The organism is Rhodococcus sp. H-CA8f (assembly GCF_002501585.1).
GTDB classification, from domain to species: domain Bacteria; phylum Actinomycetota; class Actinomycetes; order Mycobacteriales; family Mycobacteriaceae; genus Rhodococcus_F; species Rhodococcus_F erythropolis.
In genome coordinates this window covers 3216663-3231484 of sequence record NZ_CP023720.1, presented here as the reverse complement: position 1 = coordinate 3231484, position 14822 = coordinate 3216663, and the positions used below count along the sequence as shown (strand labels likewise).

15 protein-coding genes are annotated in these 14822 nt (G+C 62.4%); 6 read left to right on the top strand and 9 right to left on the bottom strand.

Annotated features, from left to right (window positions below; translation table 11 throughout):
- Positions 1-73: 73 nt before the first annotated feature.
- From gap to tpiA, 3 genes are read left to right on the top strand one after another with little or no spacing between them, the layout of a single operon-like run.
- Positions 74-1093, top strand: a complete 1020-nt coding sequence (gene gap / locus CPI83_RS14920) for a type I glyceraldehyde-3-phosphate dehydrogenase (RefSeq protein ID WP_003944851.1) — start codon at positions 74-76, stop codon at positions 1091-1093.
- A 17-nt stretch (positions 1094-1110) separates the two neighbouring features.
- On the top strand, positions 1111-2322 hold the full coding sequence (locus CPI83_RS14915; RefSeq protein WP_019748389.1) for a phosphoglycerate kinase: 1212 nt from the start codon (positions 1111-1113) through the stop codon (positions 2320-2322).
- Between the two features lie 6 nt (positions 2323-2328).
- Positions 2329-3114 carry a triose-phosphate isomerase gene (gene tpiA / locus CPI83_RS14910; protein ID WP_019748390.1) on the top strand — a complete coding sequence of 262 codons (786 nt, stop codon included), beginning with the start codon at positions 2329-2331 and terminating at the stop codon, positions 3112-3114.
- A gap of 141 nt (positions 3115-3255) precedes the next feature.
- Here tpiA and CPI83_RS14905 read toward each other — a convergent pair whose 3' ends face one another.
- Positions 3256-4086 (bottom strand): tyrosine-protein phosphatase, encoded by an 831-nt coding sequence (locus CPI83_RS14905; protein ID WP_097387377.1) that lies wholly within the window; start codon positions 4084-4086, stop codon positions 3256-3258.
- Between the two features lie 209 nt (positions 4087-4295).
- Here CPI83_RS14905 and secG point away from each other — a divergent pair, with 209 nt between their 5' ends.
- The 3 genes from secG (at position 4296) to CPI83_RS14890 (ending at position 8297) form a co-directional block, all read left to right on the top strand.
- Positions 4296-4529, top strand: coding sequence for a preprotein translocase subunit SecG (gene secG / locus CPI83_RS14900; protein ID WP_003944946.1), 234 nt, complete (start codon positions 4296-4298; stop codon positions 4527-4529).
- Between the two features lie 103 nt (positions 4530-4632).
- Positions 4633-7407: a phosphoenolpyruvate carboxylase gene (ppc, locus tag CPI83_RS14895; RefSeq protein WP_020969589.1), complete on the top strand. Its 2775-nt coding sequence runs from the start codon at positions 4633-4635 to the stop codon at positions 7405-7407.
- A gap of 104 nt (positions 7408-7511) precedes the next feature.
- The gene (locus CPI83_RS14890; RefSeq protein WP_021344228.1) at positions 7512-8297 is read left to right on the top strand and encodes an oxidoreductase; all 786 of its coding nucleotides are present in this window, start codon (positions 7512-7514) and stop codon (positions 8295-8297) included.
- Here CPI83_RS14890 and CPI83_RS14885 read toward each other — a convergent pair.
- The 8 genes from CPI83_RS14885 to zwf all read right to left on the bottom strand — a co-directional run bounded on the left by CPI83_RS14885 (position 8284) and on the right by zwf (position 14821).
- Positions 8284-8796 (bottom strand): hypothetical protein, encoded by a 513-nt coding sequence (locus tag CPI83_RS14885; protein ID WP_223257831.1) that lies wholly within the window; start codon positions 8794-8796, stop codon positions 8284-8286. The two genes, CPI83_RS14890 and CPI83_RS14885, sit on opposite strands and share 14 nt — an antisense overlap.
- 121 nt (positions 8797-8917) lie before the next feature.
- Positions 8918-9238, bottom strand: coding sequence for a TfoX/Sxy family protein (locus tag CPI83_RS14880; RefSeq protein WP_019748395.1), 321 nt, complete (start codon positions 9236-9238; stop codon positions 8918-8920).
- A gap of 27 nt (positions 9239-9265) precedes the next feature.
- Complete coding sequence (locus CPI83_RS14875; protein WP_046378541.1) at positions 9266-9988, bottom strand: AAA family ATPase; 723 nt, start codon at positions 9986-9988, stop codon at positions 9266-9268.
- A gap of 32 nt (positions 9989-10020) precedes the next feature.
- Entirely contained in the window at positions 10021-10365 is a 345-nt protein-coding gene (locus CPI83_RS14870) for a DUF1801 domain-containing protein (RefSeq protein WP_041814994.1), read from the bottom strand.
- 26 nt (positions 10366-10391) lie between these two features.
- Positions 10392-11312, bottom strand: coding sequence for an SDR family oxidoreductase (locus tag CPI83_RS14865; protein WP_046378543.1), 921 nt, complete (start codon positions 11310-11312; stop codon positions 10392-10394).
- A 326-nt stretch (positions 11313-11638) separates the two neighbouring features.
- Positions 11639-12376, bottom strand: a complete 738-nt coding sequence (gene pgl, locus CPI83_RS14860) for a 6-phosphogluconolactonase (protein ID WP_020969595.1) — start codon at positions 12374-12376, stop codon at positions 11639-11641.
- Entirely contained in the window at positions 12369-13277 is a 909-nt protein-coding gene (gene opcA, locus CPI83_RS14855; RefSeq protein ID WP_097388189.1) for a glucose-6-phosphate dehydrogenase assembly protein OpcA, read from the bottom strand. The genes pgl and opcA overlap by 8 nt, the downstream gene beginning before the upstream one ends.
- Positions 13277-14821, bottom strand: coding sequence for a glucose-6-phosphate dehydrogenase (gene zwf / locus CPI83_RS14850; RefSeq protein WP_020907722.1), 1545 nt, complete (start codon positions 14819-14821; stop codon positions 13277-13279). The genes opcA and zwf overlap by 1 nt, the downstream gene beginning before the upstream one ends.
- Position 14822 lies beyond the last annotated feature (1 nt).

The window sequence follows — 14822 nt, the reverse complement described above, 5'->3', positions numbered from 1 at the left end:
CGTCGTGCACACACGGATTCGGAGTATGCGTGGGTCAAGTTGCACACCAGAATCATGGTCAAAGGAGCGAATTGTGACTGTCCGGGTTGGCGTAAACGGTTTCGGCCGTATCGGACGTAACTTCTTCAGGGCGGTGGATGCGCAGAAGGCGCTCGGAACCACCGATATCGAGATCGTGGCAGTCAACGACCTGACTGACAACGCGACGCTCGCTCACCTGCTGAAGTACGACTCCATCCTCGGCCGTTTGCCGTACGACGTGTCGCTCGACGGTGACGACACGATCGTCGTCGGCGATCAGCGCATCAAGGCCCTCGCACACCGCGGCCCGTTGAACGAGCTTCCCTGGGGCGAGCTGGGCGTCGACGTCGTCGTCGAGTCCACCGGCATCTTCACCGACGCCGCAAAGGCCAAGGGACACCTCGAAGCCGGCGCCAAGAAGGTCATCATCTCGGCTCCGGCCAAGGGTGAAGACATCACCATCGTGATGGGCGTCAACGACGACAAGTACGACGGCAGCCAGAACATCATCTCCAACGCCTCGTGCACCACCAACTGCCTCGGCCCCATCGCCAAGGTTCTCGACGACGAGTTCGGCATCGTCAAGGGTCTGATGACCACGATCCACGCGTACACCCAGGATCAGAACCTGCAGGACGCTCCGCACGCAGACCTCCGTCGCGCCCGCGCAGCTGCCCTCAACATCGTTCCCACCGGCACCGGTGCAGCCAAGGCAATCGGCCTGGTTCTCCCGCAGCTGCTCGGCAAGCTCGACGGCTACGCACTGCGCGTGCCGATCCCCACGGGCTCGGTCACCGACCTGACCGCGAACCTGAAGAAGTCGGCCACCGCCGACGAGATCAACGCCGCGATGAAGGCTGCTGCCGAAGGACCCCTCAAGGGCATCCTGAAGTACACCGACGCACCGATCGTCTCCTCGGACATCGTCACCGACCCGCACTCGTCGATCTTCGACTCGGGTCTGACGAAGGTCATCGACGACCAGGTCAAGATCGTTTCCTGGTACGACAACGAGTGGGGCTACTCCAACCGCCTCGCCGACCTCATCGGCCTCGTCGCCAAGTCTCTCTGAGCGGAGTTTCGATAACAGTGGCAGTTCAGACGCTGAAGGATCTGCTGGACGCTGGGGTCGAGGGGCGCACCGTACTGGTGCGTTCCGACCTCAACGTCCCGTTGGATGGCGGAGAAATCACGGACCCGGGCCGCATCGTCGCGTCCGCTCCCACCCTGCGGGCACTTGCCGAGGGTGGAGCGAAGGTCATCGTGACCGCGCACCTCGGGCGCCCCGACGGTCAGCCCGATCCCAAGTTCTCCCTCGCACCGGTTGCCGCGAAGTTGGCCGAAATCCTCGGTCGCAACGTGCAACTCGCCGGTGACGTCGTGGGACAGGACGCGCTGGCTCGTTCCGAAGGACTCACCGATGGTGACGTCCTGATGCTCGAGAACATCCGTTTCGACCCTCGCGAGACCAGCAAGGACGAAGCCGAGCGGGTCAAGCTCGCCAAGGCTCTCGTCGAGTTGGTCGGTGACGACGGCGCATTCGTCTCCGACGGATTCGGTGTTGTTCACCGTAAGCAGGCGTCGGTCTTCGACGTCGCGAAGCTGCTCCCGCATTACGCCGGTTACCTGGTCGGCGCCGAGGTCGAGGTGCTCGCCAAGCTCACGCAGGACGCTGCGCGTCCGTACGCGGTGGTGCTCGGTGGCTCCAAGGTCTCGGACAAGCTGGCCGTCATCGAGGCACTGGCACCGAAGGTCGACACTCTGGTGATCGGCGGCGGAATGTTCTACACGTTCCTCGCGGCTCAGGGTGTCTCCGTGGGCAATTCGCTGTGCGAAGAGTCCATGATCGAGACCTGCAAGGGTCTCCTCGACCGGTACGCCGACGTCATCCACATCCCTCAGGATGTTGTCGTCGCGGACTCCTTCTCGGCCGATGCCGAGTCGAAGATCGTTCCGTTCGACAAGATTCCCGACGGCTGGATGGGACTGGACATCGGACCGGAGTCGGTCAAGCGCTTTGCCGCGATCCTGACCGGCGCCAAGACGGTGTTCTGGAACGGCCCGATGGGCGTGTTCGAGTTCCCGAAGTTCGAGGCAGGCACCCGCGGTGTCGCCGAGGCAATCGTGGAGGCAACCGAGAAGGGCGCCTTCAGCGTCGTCGGTGGCGGCGACTCTGCAGCAGCCGTTCGTCAGCTCGGTATCCCGGACGAGGGCTTCTCGCACATTTCCACCGGTGGTGGCGCTTCCCTCGAGTACCTCGAGGGCAAAGAGCTGCCTGGCATCGCAGTACTGGAAGGCTGATCCGACATGGCACGTAAGCCGTTGATCGCCGGCAACTGGAAGATGAATCTGAACCACCTCGAGGCTATCGCCCTGGTGCAGAAGATCGCTTTCTCCTTGCCTGCGAAGTACTTCGACAAAGTGGACGTCACGGTCATCCCGCCGTTCACCGACATCCGTAGCGTCCAGACGCTGATCGAGGGCGACAAGCTCCTCCTCACGTACGGCGCGCAGGATGTCTCGGCTCAGGACTCGGGTGCGTTCACGGGTGAGATCAGCGGCTCCATGCTGGCCAAGCTCGGATGCACCTTCGTCGTGGTCGGCCACTCGGAGCGTCGCACCCTTCACGGTGAGACCAACGAGACCGTCCTCGCCAAGACCAAGGCCGCTCTCAAGAACGGCCTCACGCCGATCGTGTGCATCGGTGAAGGCCTCGAGATCCGCGAAGCGGGCGATCACGTTGCCTACAACGTCGACCAGCTCAAGGGTTCATTGGCGGGCCTGAGCGCGGAGGAGATCTCCAAGATCGTCATCGCGTACGAACCTGTTTGGGCCATCGGCACCGGCCGGGTCGCTTCTGCCGCCGATGCACAGGAAGTGTGCGCTGCGGTACGAGCAACAGTTGCCGAACTTGCCGACGCCGAGGTCGCAGCCGGCGTTCGCGTTCTGTACGGCGGCAGCGTCAGCTCCAAGAACGTCGGAGAGATCGTCGGCCAGACTGACGTCGACGGCGCTCTGGTCGGCGGCGCGTCGCTCAAGGCTGACGAGTTCGCGACACTGTCTGCGATCGCTGCAGGCGGTCCACTCCCGTGATGTGATCGGGTAGTGAGCTGGAAACTGCAGGACACTGTCACTGCAGGACACTGTCACTGCATGACACTGAACTGCAAGACACTGAACTGCGGGCGTGTGACCGAGTAGGTCACACGCCCGCAGTTTTTTGATTCGCCGGATTCAGCTCACGAGTTTGGTTTCCAAAGCGCCGACGAGTTCGGGAGCAAGGTCCAACCCGGTGGTCAGATAGTTCTCGACGGTCCCGTAGTGGTGCTCCACCTGCTCGAAGGCAGCGCCCAGGTAACTTGCGTCGACGGACAGCAGCAACCGGATCACCTCGCCCTTGTCTGCATCTGTGGCGGCGGCGATCGTTGCGACCGTCGCATCGATGTACTCGGCCGAGTACGTATTCGTGAGCAGGTAGTCCGCCATGATCGTTTCGCGCGGTACACCGGCGAGTGTCTGCAGTAGTGCTGCTGCCCAGCCTGTTCGGTCCTTGCCTGCCGTGCAGTGGAAGAGTTGCGGCCCGGCGGTAGTGGCCAGGGCGGCGAACAACTGCGAGAATCCGCTGCGAGTGACGGGGTCTGCGACAAAGCTGCGATTGATGTTCTGCATGAAAGCTGTTGCAGCGTCCGCTGTTCGGAGAGCCATCGCTTCGGCGTGGATGTTGCCGGACAGGATGGGAATGTGGGCGTACATCGCTGGCGCAGGCACGGTGTCGGGAGTTTCGTTCGCTTCGGTTTCGGAGCGCACGTCGTAGACGGCGGTCAGCCCCAGCGATTCCACGATTGCAAGATCCTCAGGCGAGGGCGTCAGCACGTTTGCGCGGTAGAAAACTCCGCGGCTCATCGCCTGTCCGCTGGTCGTGACGTACCCGGGGCCGGCCACGTCGCGGAAGTTGTGAATCGAAGCAAGACGTGGTGTGTCAGGCAAGGGTATGTCGGGCAGGGCAGTGTCGAGCAGGGCAGTGTCGGGCAGGGCAGTGTCGGGCAGGGCAGTGTCGGAAAGCATGGAGCCGGCCTTTCGGAGGTAGAGTCGCGTCAACTGAAAAACTACTGAATCGGTATCTCGACAGTGTGATCGATGCCACTGACCAAGAGTCGTGCCTGGCCGGGTGCAAAGTCATGTGCGAGGCGGGTATGTGGTCAGGCTATCTGTGCGCGCCTGTATGGTGTTATCGGTTGTAGTTGTCCCTATTGGATTGGTGGACGTAGACAGACATGAAACTGTTCCTGGATATCCTGCTGGTCATCACCAGCTTGCTCCTCATCGCCTTGGTGCTCCTGCACCGCGGTAAGGGCGGCGGTTTGTCGAGTCTGTTCGGTGGCGGTGTCCAGTCCAGCCTGTCCGGATCGACTGTTGTCGAGAAGAACCTCGACCGGTTGACGGTCTTCACCGCGTTGATCTGGCTCATCTCGATCGTCGGCATCGGCCTGGAGATCAAGTTCGCCTGATTCTCGGCTCATGACTTGCAGCCGGTAGTTTTTCACACACGAATTTCAGACACGGAACCCCGCCTATCGAGCGGGGTTCTTTGTTTCGGTCGATAATTGAGTGATGACTGAAACCGCGTCGCATCGAGAAACACCGCGAGAGGCCACCGAGCCGCTGCGCGAAGACATCCGGCTTCTCGGCGGAATACTCGGACAAATAGTGCGAGAGCAAGCCGGCGACAATGTTTTCGATCTGGTCGAGCGAGCTCGTGTCGAGTCGTTCCGAGTCCGTCGGTCGGAGATCGACCGCGCCGAACTGGTGTCGCTGTTCGCCGAAATCAGTACGGACGACGCCATTCCCGTCATTCGTGCGTTCAGTCACTTCGCGCTGCTTGCCAACCTGGCCGAGGACATCCACCGCGAGCGTCGACGGGCCATCCACGTCAACGCGGGTGAACCGCCCCGCGACAGCACTCTCGCCGCCACGTACACCAAACTCGATGCAGCCGATATCGATTCGGCTACCGTCGAAGAAGCGCTGCGGGGCGCCCTGGTCTCACCCGTCATCACCGCTCACCCGACGGAGACTCGACGCCGCACGGTGTTCGAGACGCAGAGTCGGATCACCGAGTTGATGCGATACCGCGAGCGCACGGCGCTGAGCGTCGCAGAAACCGCTGATGTCGATCTGCAATTGCGCCGTCAGATCCTGACCCTGTGGCAGACGGCTCTGATCCGGCTCAGCCGCCTCCGTATCCAGGATGAAATCGAGGTAGGCCTGCGCTACTACGACGCGGCGTTGTTCGAGGTGATTCCGAAGATCAATGCCGAGGTCCGCAAAGCTCTGCGCACGCGTTGGCCGGACGCCGGGCTCCTGCCGGAACCGATCCTGAGGCCGGGTTCGTGGATTGGCGGTGACCGGGACGGCAATCCGTACGTGACCGGCGAAATCGTCCAGCGCGCCACGTCGCGCGCTGCGGCGACTGCTCTCGAGCATCACCTCGAGGAACTCGAACATCTCGAGCGTGAACTGTCGATGTCGGCGCGGTTGGTGTCCGTCACGCCCGAACTCGATCTGCTGGCGTCTACCTCCGGCGACGATTCTGCATTCCGGGCCGACGAGCCCTACCGTCGCGCGATTCGCGGCATCCGCGGGCGATTGAGCGCAACCGCACTGACGGTACTGGGGGAGTTGCCCGCCCACGGCTCCGACGACGGACTCGAGGCGTACACCGACCCGGCACAACTGCAGCGGGATCTCGGAATCATTGACACCTCGTTGCGTCGTTTCGGCGACGAGACCATCGCCGACGATCGACTCGATCGGCTCCGAGAAGCGGTGGAGGTGTTCGGCTTTCACCTGTCCGGTCTGGACATGCGGCAGAACTCCGAGGTACACGAAAGCGTCGTCGCAGAACTTCTGGCGTGGGCCGGAGTTCACCCGGACTACACGTCCTTGCCGGAAGCCGATCGAGTCGAACTGCTGTCGGCCGAGTTGACGACGCGGCGACCACTGACTTCGCCGGACGCCGAGTTCAGCGAATTGACCACCAAGGAACTGGCCATCATGGCGGCCGGCGCCAAGGCAGTGCGGGTTCTCGGAGCGGGCGCAGTACCCAACTACATCATCAGCATGTGTACCTCGGTCAGCGACATGCTCGAAGCTGCGGTGCTGCTCAAAGAGGTCGGGGTGCTCGATCCGGGCGTCGGTAGCGAACCCTCCTGCCCGATCGGCATCGTCCCGTTGTTCGAGACGATCGAGGATCTGCAGGGCGGCGCCGACACATTGCTGGCGACGCTCGACATCCCGATCTATCGTGCGATCGTCCGTTCGCGCGGTGACAGTCAGGAAGTGATGCTCGGGTACTCCGACTCGAACAAGGACGGCGGGTACTTGGCCGCCAACTGGGCGCTGTACCGTGCCGAACTCGACCTCGTCGATGCCGCGCGTAAGAGCGGAATCAGGTTGAGGCTCTTCCACGGCCGCGGCGGAACCGTCGGACGTGGCGGCGGACCGAGCTACGAAGCGATTCTCGCGCAGCCCCCCGGTGCCGTCGCTGGTTCTCTGCGAATCACCGAGCAGGGTGAGGTGATTGCGGCCAAGTACGCCGAACCGCGTCTGGCGCACCGCAACCTCGAAACACTCATCGCCGCGACTATCGAGTCGACGTTGCTCGACGTCGAAGGTCTTGGCAGCGACGCAGATGCGGCCTACGCGGTGTTGGACGAGTTGGCGGCACTCGCCCGCACCGCGTACAGCGAATTGGTGCACGACACACCAGGATTCGTGCAGTACTTCGAAGCGTCGACGCCGGTCGCCGAGATCGGAGCACTCAACATCGGCTCTCGTCCGGCCTCTCGCAAGCAGACCAAGGCGATTTCCGATCTGCGTGCCATTCCTTGGGTGCTCTCGTGGAGTCAGTCTCGCGTGATGCTTCCGGGTTGGTACGGAACCGGCGCCGCGTTCGAAAGATGGATAGACGGAGACGACACTCGGCTTGCCACGTTGACGGGCCTGTACGAGAAGTGGCCGTTCTTCCGAACCGTGCTCTCGAACATGGCCATGGTGATGTCGAAGTCTGATCTCGGTTTGGCGGCCCGCTACGCGGACCTCGTGCCCGACGCCGAACTGCGCGATCGAGTCTTCGGAATGATCACCGACGAGCACGAACGCACAATTCGCATGTACAAGGCAATCACAGGCAACGAGAACCTCTTTGCCGACAACTCGGGCCTCGAGCGTTCGGTCCACAACCGGTTCCCGTACCTCGAACCTCTCAACCATCTACAGGTCGAGCTGATCCGTCGGTACCGTTCCGGCGACGAGAGCGATCAGGTGCGTCGGGGTATCCAGCTGACGATGAACGGCCTGGCCACTGCGCTTCGTAACAGTGGCTAGGTAACAGCGGCTGGTTCTGCAGGTTTACCAGGGTGTGCGTGCGGCGACTCTAGAGCTGTCGCACGCACACCCAACGCTGCGCACCGGACCGAACGGGGACCGCAGTGGATCTGCAATTGGACGGACGAACTGCCGTGGTTACCGGCGCGGGAAAAGGTATCGGGTTGGCGATCACTCGGGCCTTGGTGGCCGAGGGAGTCCACGTCGTCGCGGGCTCGCGGACGCTCTCGCCGGAACTCGAATCGCTGCAGTCCGGCGGCGCCGTCACCTTTGTCGGCGTCGACCTCGCGAGTGTCGAAGGATCTACCCGACTGCTCGAGGTTGCAGCAGCGAGGGGCGGCGTCGACATCTTGGTCAACAACGTCGGCGCCGTCACTCCGAGAACGAGCGGCTTCGCGGCTATCACGGACGAAGAGTGGGCGTCGTCGTTCAATCTGACGTTCTTGTCGGCTGTACGCACTGTTCGCGCTGCGCTGCCGGAGTTGATCCGCAGAGGTGGCGGGAGCATCGTGACGATCAGTTCGGTCAACGCATTCTTGCCTGATCCCACGGTGATCGACTACAGCGCCGCCAAAGCGGCGTTGACCAACTTCTCGAAGTCGTTGTCGAAAGAACTGGGAGGGAAGGGGATCCGCGTCAATACCGTCAGCCCTGGTCCGGTGCAGACGGAGTTGTGGCTCGGCAAGCACGGAGTGGCCTCGACGCTGGCGAAGGCGAATGGTTCAGCGGCCGACGATATCGTCGAAAGTGCCGCCGCCGGCGCCGAGACGGGCCGCTTCACCTTTCCCGAAGAGGTAGCGGACCTGGTGTTGTTCCTCGCCAGCGATCGCGCGGGGAACGTGACGGGCGCGGATTTCGTGATCGACGGCGGGCTGATCAAGACCTTGTGATCATTGCTGCCTGAAACCTGATCATGTGCGCGACGGACGACGACATGATGCACAGGATCACTGCAGACGCGATGACCACCCACAGTCCCCACCCGATGGACGGTCCGGCGGTGTGCCCTGCGACCTCGGTACTACGTCGCACAATGGACGCGGCGTTTCCGACGGCAACGATCAAGACGGCGATTCCCACCAGCGGTCCCGTGCAGTGATTCTTCATCTCGGGCGTGACGTCTCGAACCATGAGGGTGATAAGCGCGGTTACCGAGCCCAGAGCGAGGACGAGTGTGATCACTCCGCATTCGTCGATACCACTGTGGTCGAGGGCGGAGGACGACGTCCACGGGCCGAGGCTTCCGGCGACGATCCCGGCGCACGCCCACAGCGAGCCGATGAGGCTAGGTCCGAAACGGTCGGGCATGAGGGAGGGAATTGCGCGGGTCGACGGCGGCTGAAACCCGAAGGCGCGTTGGTGATCCGGCTGATTGGGTGTGAACGTCACGCGACGGACCACCTTTCCTCCGCGCCGTCGTGGCGCCCAATCCAATGCTTTTTCGGAGTCTAGGGCCGCCCACTTCACTTTTTGCCGAATCGAGCGAAATTGATCGAACCGGCAGTACCAGTCAGTGCACGAAGTCCAGAGCTTCCTTGATCCACGCATTGAACTCGACGTTCGAACTCGTCCCGGTTCGGTCGACGACGATCCATCCCTTGCTCATCGGCTTACCCCGCATCTCGGGCCAACTTGCACCCTTGTGCGTCAGGAGTTCGTCAACTCGATCGGGGTCACACCGAACCATGATGTTGCCGTGTGAGTTCGCACTGGCGGCCAGCTTCCCGTTCACCATGAAGCTCAGCCCACCGAACATCTTTACTTCTTCGACGTCGCTCTCGCCCGAGAGCGCATCGCGGATACGCTCAGCCAGCGCCTTGTCGTATGCCATGGATGCCTCCTGGGGTGGAGTTCCAGGTTAGATCAGGTGGCGCAGGTACGTCTGCGGGTCGTGAAGGAACCGCTGCCAGTTCGAGACCAGATCGAGGTCCTCCCAGCTCGCGGCTCGGATTCCCCATTCGCCGATCTCGAGCAGATTGGCGTTCGGCAGTGCCGCGATGATCGGCGAGTGCGTCGCGATCACCGCCTGCGCGCCAGATTCCACCAGCTCACCGAGCAGCGCGACCAGCGTCAAGGTCCCTTGGAATGAGAGTGCGGCATCGGGTTCGTCGATCAGATAGAAGCCGCCGTCGGAGGTCCTCGACGACAAGATCTCGAGCAGCGCCTCACCGTGGGAGAGGTGATGGTAAAGCGGTTCAGGTCGCGTGGGATTGGGGTTGTCCTCCAAATACGTGTACAACCCGTGCAAGGTTTCGTCTCGGAGGTAGTACGCCCACTTCGACGCGCCGGGGCTCCGCTCGACCACAAGGTCGAGGGCGCTCGGTTCACTCGATCTGGTCTGATGTCGCGTATTGGTCGACCCGCCTTCGGCATTGAGACCGAGAACGGCGGCAAGAATTTCGATGACGGTCGACTTCCCCGCTCCGTTTTCGCCGACCAGAATGGTGACACCCGGTGGAAGTTCAAGACCGTCCTGAATGATCTGCGCAACCGCGGGCACCGTCATCGGCCAGCTGCCTACGTCAGCGCCCGACGATGTCCCGGCCTTGATGCGTCGGATGGGTTGTCTCTGCACGGCCATACGCTCTCACAAGGCTCCGACGGGAACTGAGGTTAGTGGCGCTGCGCGAGCAATTCGACGATTCGAGCCACGAGATCGAGGGGGATCGGTTTGTTCAGCGGGAACTTCACGGTTGATTTCGCAGCCCGGTACGGGTCGACGGACTTCTCGAACTCTGCGTCACCTGCCGGGAGTGGGTACATCGAGATGTGGTGTTTCCAGCCTGCGAAGTGAACCAGGTTCTTCCCATTCACCGTCATGGTCGGCATCTGATAGCTGATGGTTTCATCGAGGCCGGGAACAGTGCTGTGGATCGTCTCGCGGATGCTCCCGAGGGATCGCTGCACGTCGGTGGGAAACGACGCGATGTAATCGTCGATCGTCGCGAATTCGGCCATGAAACGGATCTTAATCACTGTCGGATTCAGTTGGCTCGCCAAAAATCGGGGCGGCTGCCGTCGGTGTCGGTGAACCCGTATGCCGTTCCGAGTTCGCCTGAACTGACCGATCGCTGATTCCATCGCTTCCGATTCGAATCGGCGGCGAGGGCGGCGATCGCACGTCCTGTGAATCTTGGTGACTCGGAGCGGGCAAAATCCGGAGGTGCAGTCGGCCCATCCCGCTCCGGCGACAAAGCGTCACGCCAATTCGATTCGCCGACACCAAAATTGTCGAGCATCATCTCCGATCGCAGGAACCCCGGAGTGATGGCGACGGCAGTACAGCCGAACGGGGCAAGTTCGTGGCCTTGCGAAAATGCAAGCCTGTTCACGGATACCTTCGCCAGGTCGTAGAACACCGAGATGCGATAGTTCGATGCGTTGTATTCGGTAGTGCCGTCGGTTATTTCGGCGACCAGTCCGCCTGGCCGATCGATCATCAGCGGCAGGAGGTGGTGCGACGTGGTGATGTGGGTGTCGATCGCCAGGCGCAGAATGTGAAAGCCCTTGTCCAGATCGTGTTCCCACACCGGCGTGTTCCACTCCGCCGGCCCACCCTTGAGTAGTTCCGCGCCCCAGATGTCATTGACCAAGATGTCGATATGTTGATAGTCGGCGCGCAAGCGTTCGGCGAGATCAGCCACTTGTTTGCTCTTGAGATGATCGACGGCAATCGGCACGCCGACGCCGCCCAGTTCGGTGACAAGCTCTGCCGTCTCCTCGATGGTTTCGCCGCGCGGATAGTCCGACTGAAGTATTCCGGCAGATGTGCTCCGGCCAGTGCAGATGACGGTTGCACCGGCCTCACCCAGGGCTGCGGCGATTCCGCGTCCGGCGCCCCTCGTCGCCCCGGCAACAACAGCCACTCGCCCGCGAAGTGCATCCGGATTCGGTGTCCACGACATTGTTCGATTGTTCTCGCCTGGATTGCTTCGTTCAAGAGTGAAAGCGGTCTGCGGAACCGAACCCTACTTCGCGGCGTCCAAGGTAGTAATCGCTCGAAAGAACGAGACAGGGGGAGAGATGAATCATTGTGCAGGGCAGAGTGCCCGTTGGAGACAAGGGATCTCGGGATTGAGTTCCGTTCCGTCAAAAGGAAATTCGCATCGGATCCGGACTCAGCGGGTAGTCATGACTCGCCACTGTGAAAATGTCCTCGATGTACCACCGGGCCGGGAATCGCCTGAAGACGATTCCCGGCCCGGTGTGAAATCAGATCCGTGAAATCAGATCAGAGCTGCGAGGCAGCGTCCGTATCGAGGAACCAACGCGTCGCCACCAAACCGGTGGCGCCGGCGGACGGCCAGTCCTCGGACGAAGCACCTCCGACAGCTTTGGCAACGGCCTCGGCCTTTGCAGCACCCGAGACGAGCAGCCAGACCTCTTTGGCACGCCGAACAGCAGGCAACGTCAGGGTGATCCGTACCGGTGGCGGCTTGGGGGAGTCCGTCACCGCGACAACGAAACGAGCTTCCTCGCGAACGGCGTCGGTGTGCGGGAACAACGAGTTGACGTGTCCTTCTCCACCCATGCCGAGCAGGTGCACGTCGAACGTCGGAACCTGATTGCCGTGTGCCTGAGCGCCCAGCAGTTGTTCGTACGCCGTCGCCGCCCCGTGCGGATCACCGTCGTAGATACCGTCGGAGGCGGCCATCGCATGCACCCTGTCGGGATCGACCGGCACGTGATCGAGAAGCGCCTCACGAGCCTGGACTTCATTCCGCTCGGGATCGCCGGACGGCAGGAACCGTTCGTCGCCCCAGTACAGATCGATCTGCGACCAGTCGATGTCGCCGGGAGCGTCACGCAACTTCTCGAGAAGTGCGATCCCGGTTCCGCCACCCGTCAGCACGATGGATGCGAACCCGCGAGCCTTCTGGGCATCAACGATTGTCGTGACCAGGCGTGCGGCAGCGGCATCGACCAGTTGGCCGGCGTCGGGAAACTTCTCTACGACAACATCACTCATAGGTCACCTTGTCCAACCCAGCCAGAGCTTCTTCGTAGATCTCGTCCGGATCGAGCCGACGCAATTCCTCGGCGAGGCAATCGCGCGTCTCTCGACGACCGAGCGAGACCAGCGAGTCGGGCTGACCGGTGCGGATCAGGGTTGCGGTCGTACCCTCCTGTGGGCGGCTGATGGAGATGCTGCGAGTCTCCAGCTTCAGCTCGACGGTGAGCTCACCCGTACGTCGGATGACCGGACCGTCGATCTTGGCAGCCAACCAACCGGCGAGAATATCCAGTGCCGGTTCGGTTTTGAGACCGGAGACCACCGCTGAGGTGATCTTCTCGTGCGGCGGCTGATCGAGAGCCGACGCGAGCAGTGCGCGCCAGTAGGTGACGCGACTCCAGGCGAGATCGGTGTCACCGGCGGTGTACGACGCGAGTCGTCCCTTGATGGTGGCAGTCGGATCCGGGGCACCGGTGGCGTCGGTGATACGACGGATCGCAAGCTTTCCGACGGGGTCCTTCGCCGGAATCTCGGGTGCCTCGAGGGGCCACCACGCGACTACCGGTGTGTCGGGGAGCAGGAACGGGATGACGACGCTGCTCTCGTGGTCCGCCAGGGGACCGTAGAGGCGCAGCACCACGACCTCAGAGGCGCCGGCATCCCCACCGACGCGGATCTGAGCATCGAGCCGAGGCTCGCTCTGCTCGTCGCCACGCAGAAGCACGATGACGCGGCAGGGGTGCTCACGGCTTGCTTCGTTGGCGGCCTCGATTGCGGCCTCGGCGTTCCCGGTGTCCCTGGTGCAGACGACAAGCGTGAGCACACGTCCCAAGGTGACAGCGCCGCCGGTCTTACGTACCTCGACCAGTTTCTTGCTGACCTGGACCGTGGTGGTGGAGGGCAAATCGAGAATCACTAGGGTCGCCTCCATTCGCGTCCGGTGCGTTGCATCATTTCGTCCGCAGACGGTGGTCCCCACGTTCCAGCCTCGTAGGGTTCCGGCTTGCCGCCGGCTGCCCAGTGTTCGAGGACGGGATCGAGGATTTCCCAAGACAATTCGACTTCGGCATTGACGGGGAAGAGAGACGGCTCGCCGAGCAACACGTCGAGGATGAGTCGCTCGTACGCCTCCGGTGACGACTCGGTGAAAGCCTGACCGTACGAGAAGTCCATGTTGACGTCACGGACTTCCATGCTCGATCCGGGAACCTTCGAGCCGAACCGCATGGTGACGCCCTCGTCAGGCTGCACGCGGATCACGAGTGCGTTCTGGCCGAGATCTTCGGTCATGGTCTTGTCGAACGGCAGGTGTGGTGCGCGCTTGAAGACCACCGCGATCTCGGTGACGCGGCGGCCGAGACGCTTGCCCGTGCGCAGGTAGAACGGCACGCCCGCCCAGCGACGGGTGTCGACCTCGAGGGTGATGGCGGCAAAGGTCTCCGTCGTGGAGTCCGCTGCGAAGCCCTCTTCTTCGAGGAGTCCGACCACCGGCAACCCGCCCTGCCAACCACCTTCGTATTGTCCGCGGGCAGTGGTCTCGTCGAGTGGTTCGGCCAGACGCGTTGCCGAAAGAACCTTGATCTTCTCCGCCTGCAGATTGAGCGGTTCGAAGCTGATGGGTTCTTCCATCGCCGTGAACGCGAGCAATTGGAGCAGGTGGTTCTGGATCACGTCACGGGCCGCGCCGATGCCGTCGTAGTACCCGGCACGCCCACCGAGGCCGATGTCCTCGGCCATCGTGATCTGGACGTGGTCGACGTAGTGCGCGTTCCAGATCGGATCGAACAACTGGTTCGCGAAGCGCAGAGCCAGGATGTTCTGGACCGTTTCCTTGCCGAGGTAGTGGTCGATACGGAAGACCGTGTCCTCGGGGAACACCTTGTTGACGACGGCGTTCAGTTCGCGAGCGCTCTCGAGGTCGTGACCGAACGGCTTCTCGATGACAACTCGTCGCCACTGACCGTCCTCGGCCTGCGCGAGGCCCGACGCCGACAGTTGCTCGAGCACCTGAGGAAACGCGTTGGGCGGAATCGCAAGGTAGAACCCGTGATTGCCGCCGATACCACGTTCGTTGTCGAGGGTGGCCAACGTCTCGGACAGGTTCTGGAAGGCCTCGGCCTCGTCGAAACTGCCCTCCACGAACCGGATACCTTCGGCGAGCCTCTCCCAGACGTCCTGACGGAACTTGGTGCGAGCACCGTCCTTGACTGCTTCGAGGACGACGTTCGCGAAGTCCTCGTCCGTCCATTCACGCCGGGCGAACCCGACCAGAGCGAATCCGGGCGGCAACAGTCCACGGTTGGCGAGGTCGTAGATGGCTGGCATGAGCTTGCGCCTGGCGAGGTCGCCGGTAACACCGAAGATCACCAGGGCACAGGGCCCCGCAATGTGCGGAAGCCGTTTGTCGGTGCTGTCCCGAAGGGGATTCACCCAATCTGATGCCGCCGCGGAATCGCTCACA

Coding starts and splice junctions, on each gene's coding strand:
- CPI83_RS14865 (WP_046378543.1), bottom strand. CDS start 11,312: ATGTCGTGGACACCGAATCCGGATGCACTTCGCGGGCGAGTGGCTGTT.
- ppc (WP_020969589.1), top strand. CDS start 4,633: ATGACTGAAACCGCGTCGCATCGAGAAACACCGCGAGAGGCCACCGAG.
- CPI83_RS14870 (WP_041814994.1), bottom strand. CDS start 10,365: ATGGCCGAATTCGCGACGATCGACGATTACATCGCGTCGTTTCCCACC.
- secG (WP_003944946.1), top strand. CDS start 4,296: ATGAAACTGTTCCTGGATATCCTGCTGGTCATCACCAGCTTGCTCCTC.
- CPI83_RS14880 (WP_019748395.1), bottom strand. CDS start 9,238: ATGGCATACGACAAGGCGCTGGCTGAGCGTATCCGCGATGCGCTCTCG.
- CPI83_RS14905 (WP_097387377.1), bottom strand. CDS start 4,086: ATGCTTTCCGACACTGCCCTGCCCGACACTGCCCTGCCCGACACTGCC.
- CPI83_RS14875 (WP_046378541.1), bottom strand. CDS start 9,988: ATGGCCGTGCAGAGACAACCCATCCGACGCATCAAGGCCGGGACATCG.
- tpiA (WP_019748390.1), top strand. CDS start 2,329: ATGGCACGTAAGCCGTTGATCGCCGGCAACTGGAAGATGAATCTGAAC.
- pgl (WP_020969595.1), bottom strand. CDS start 12,376: ATGAGTGATGTTGTCGTAGAGAAGTTTCCCGACGCCGGCCAACTGGTC.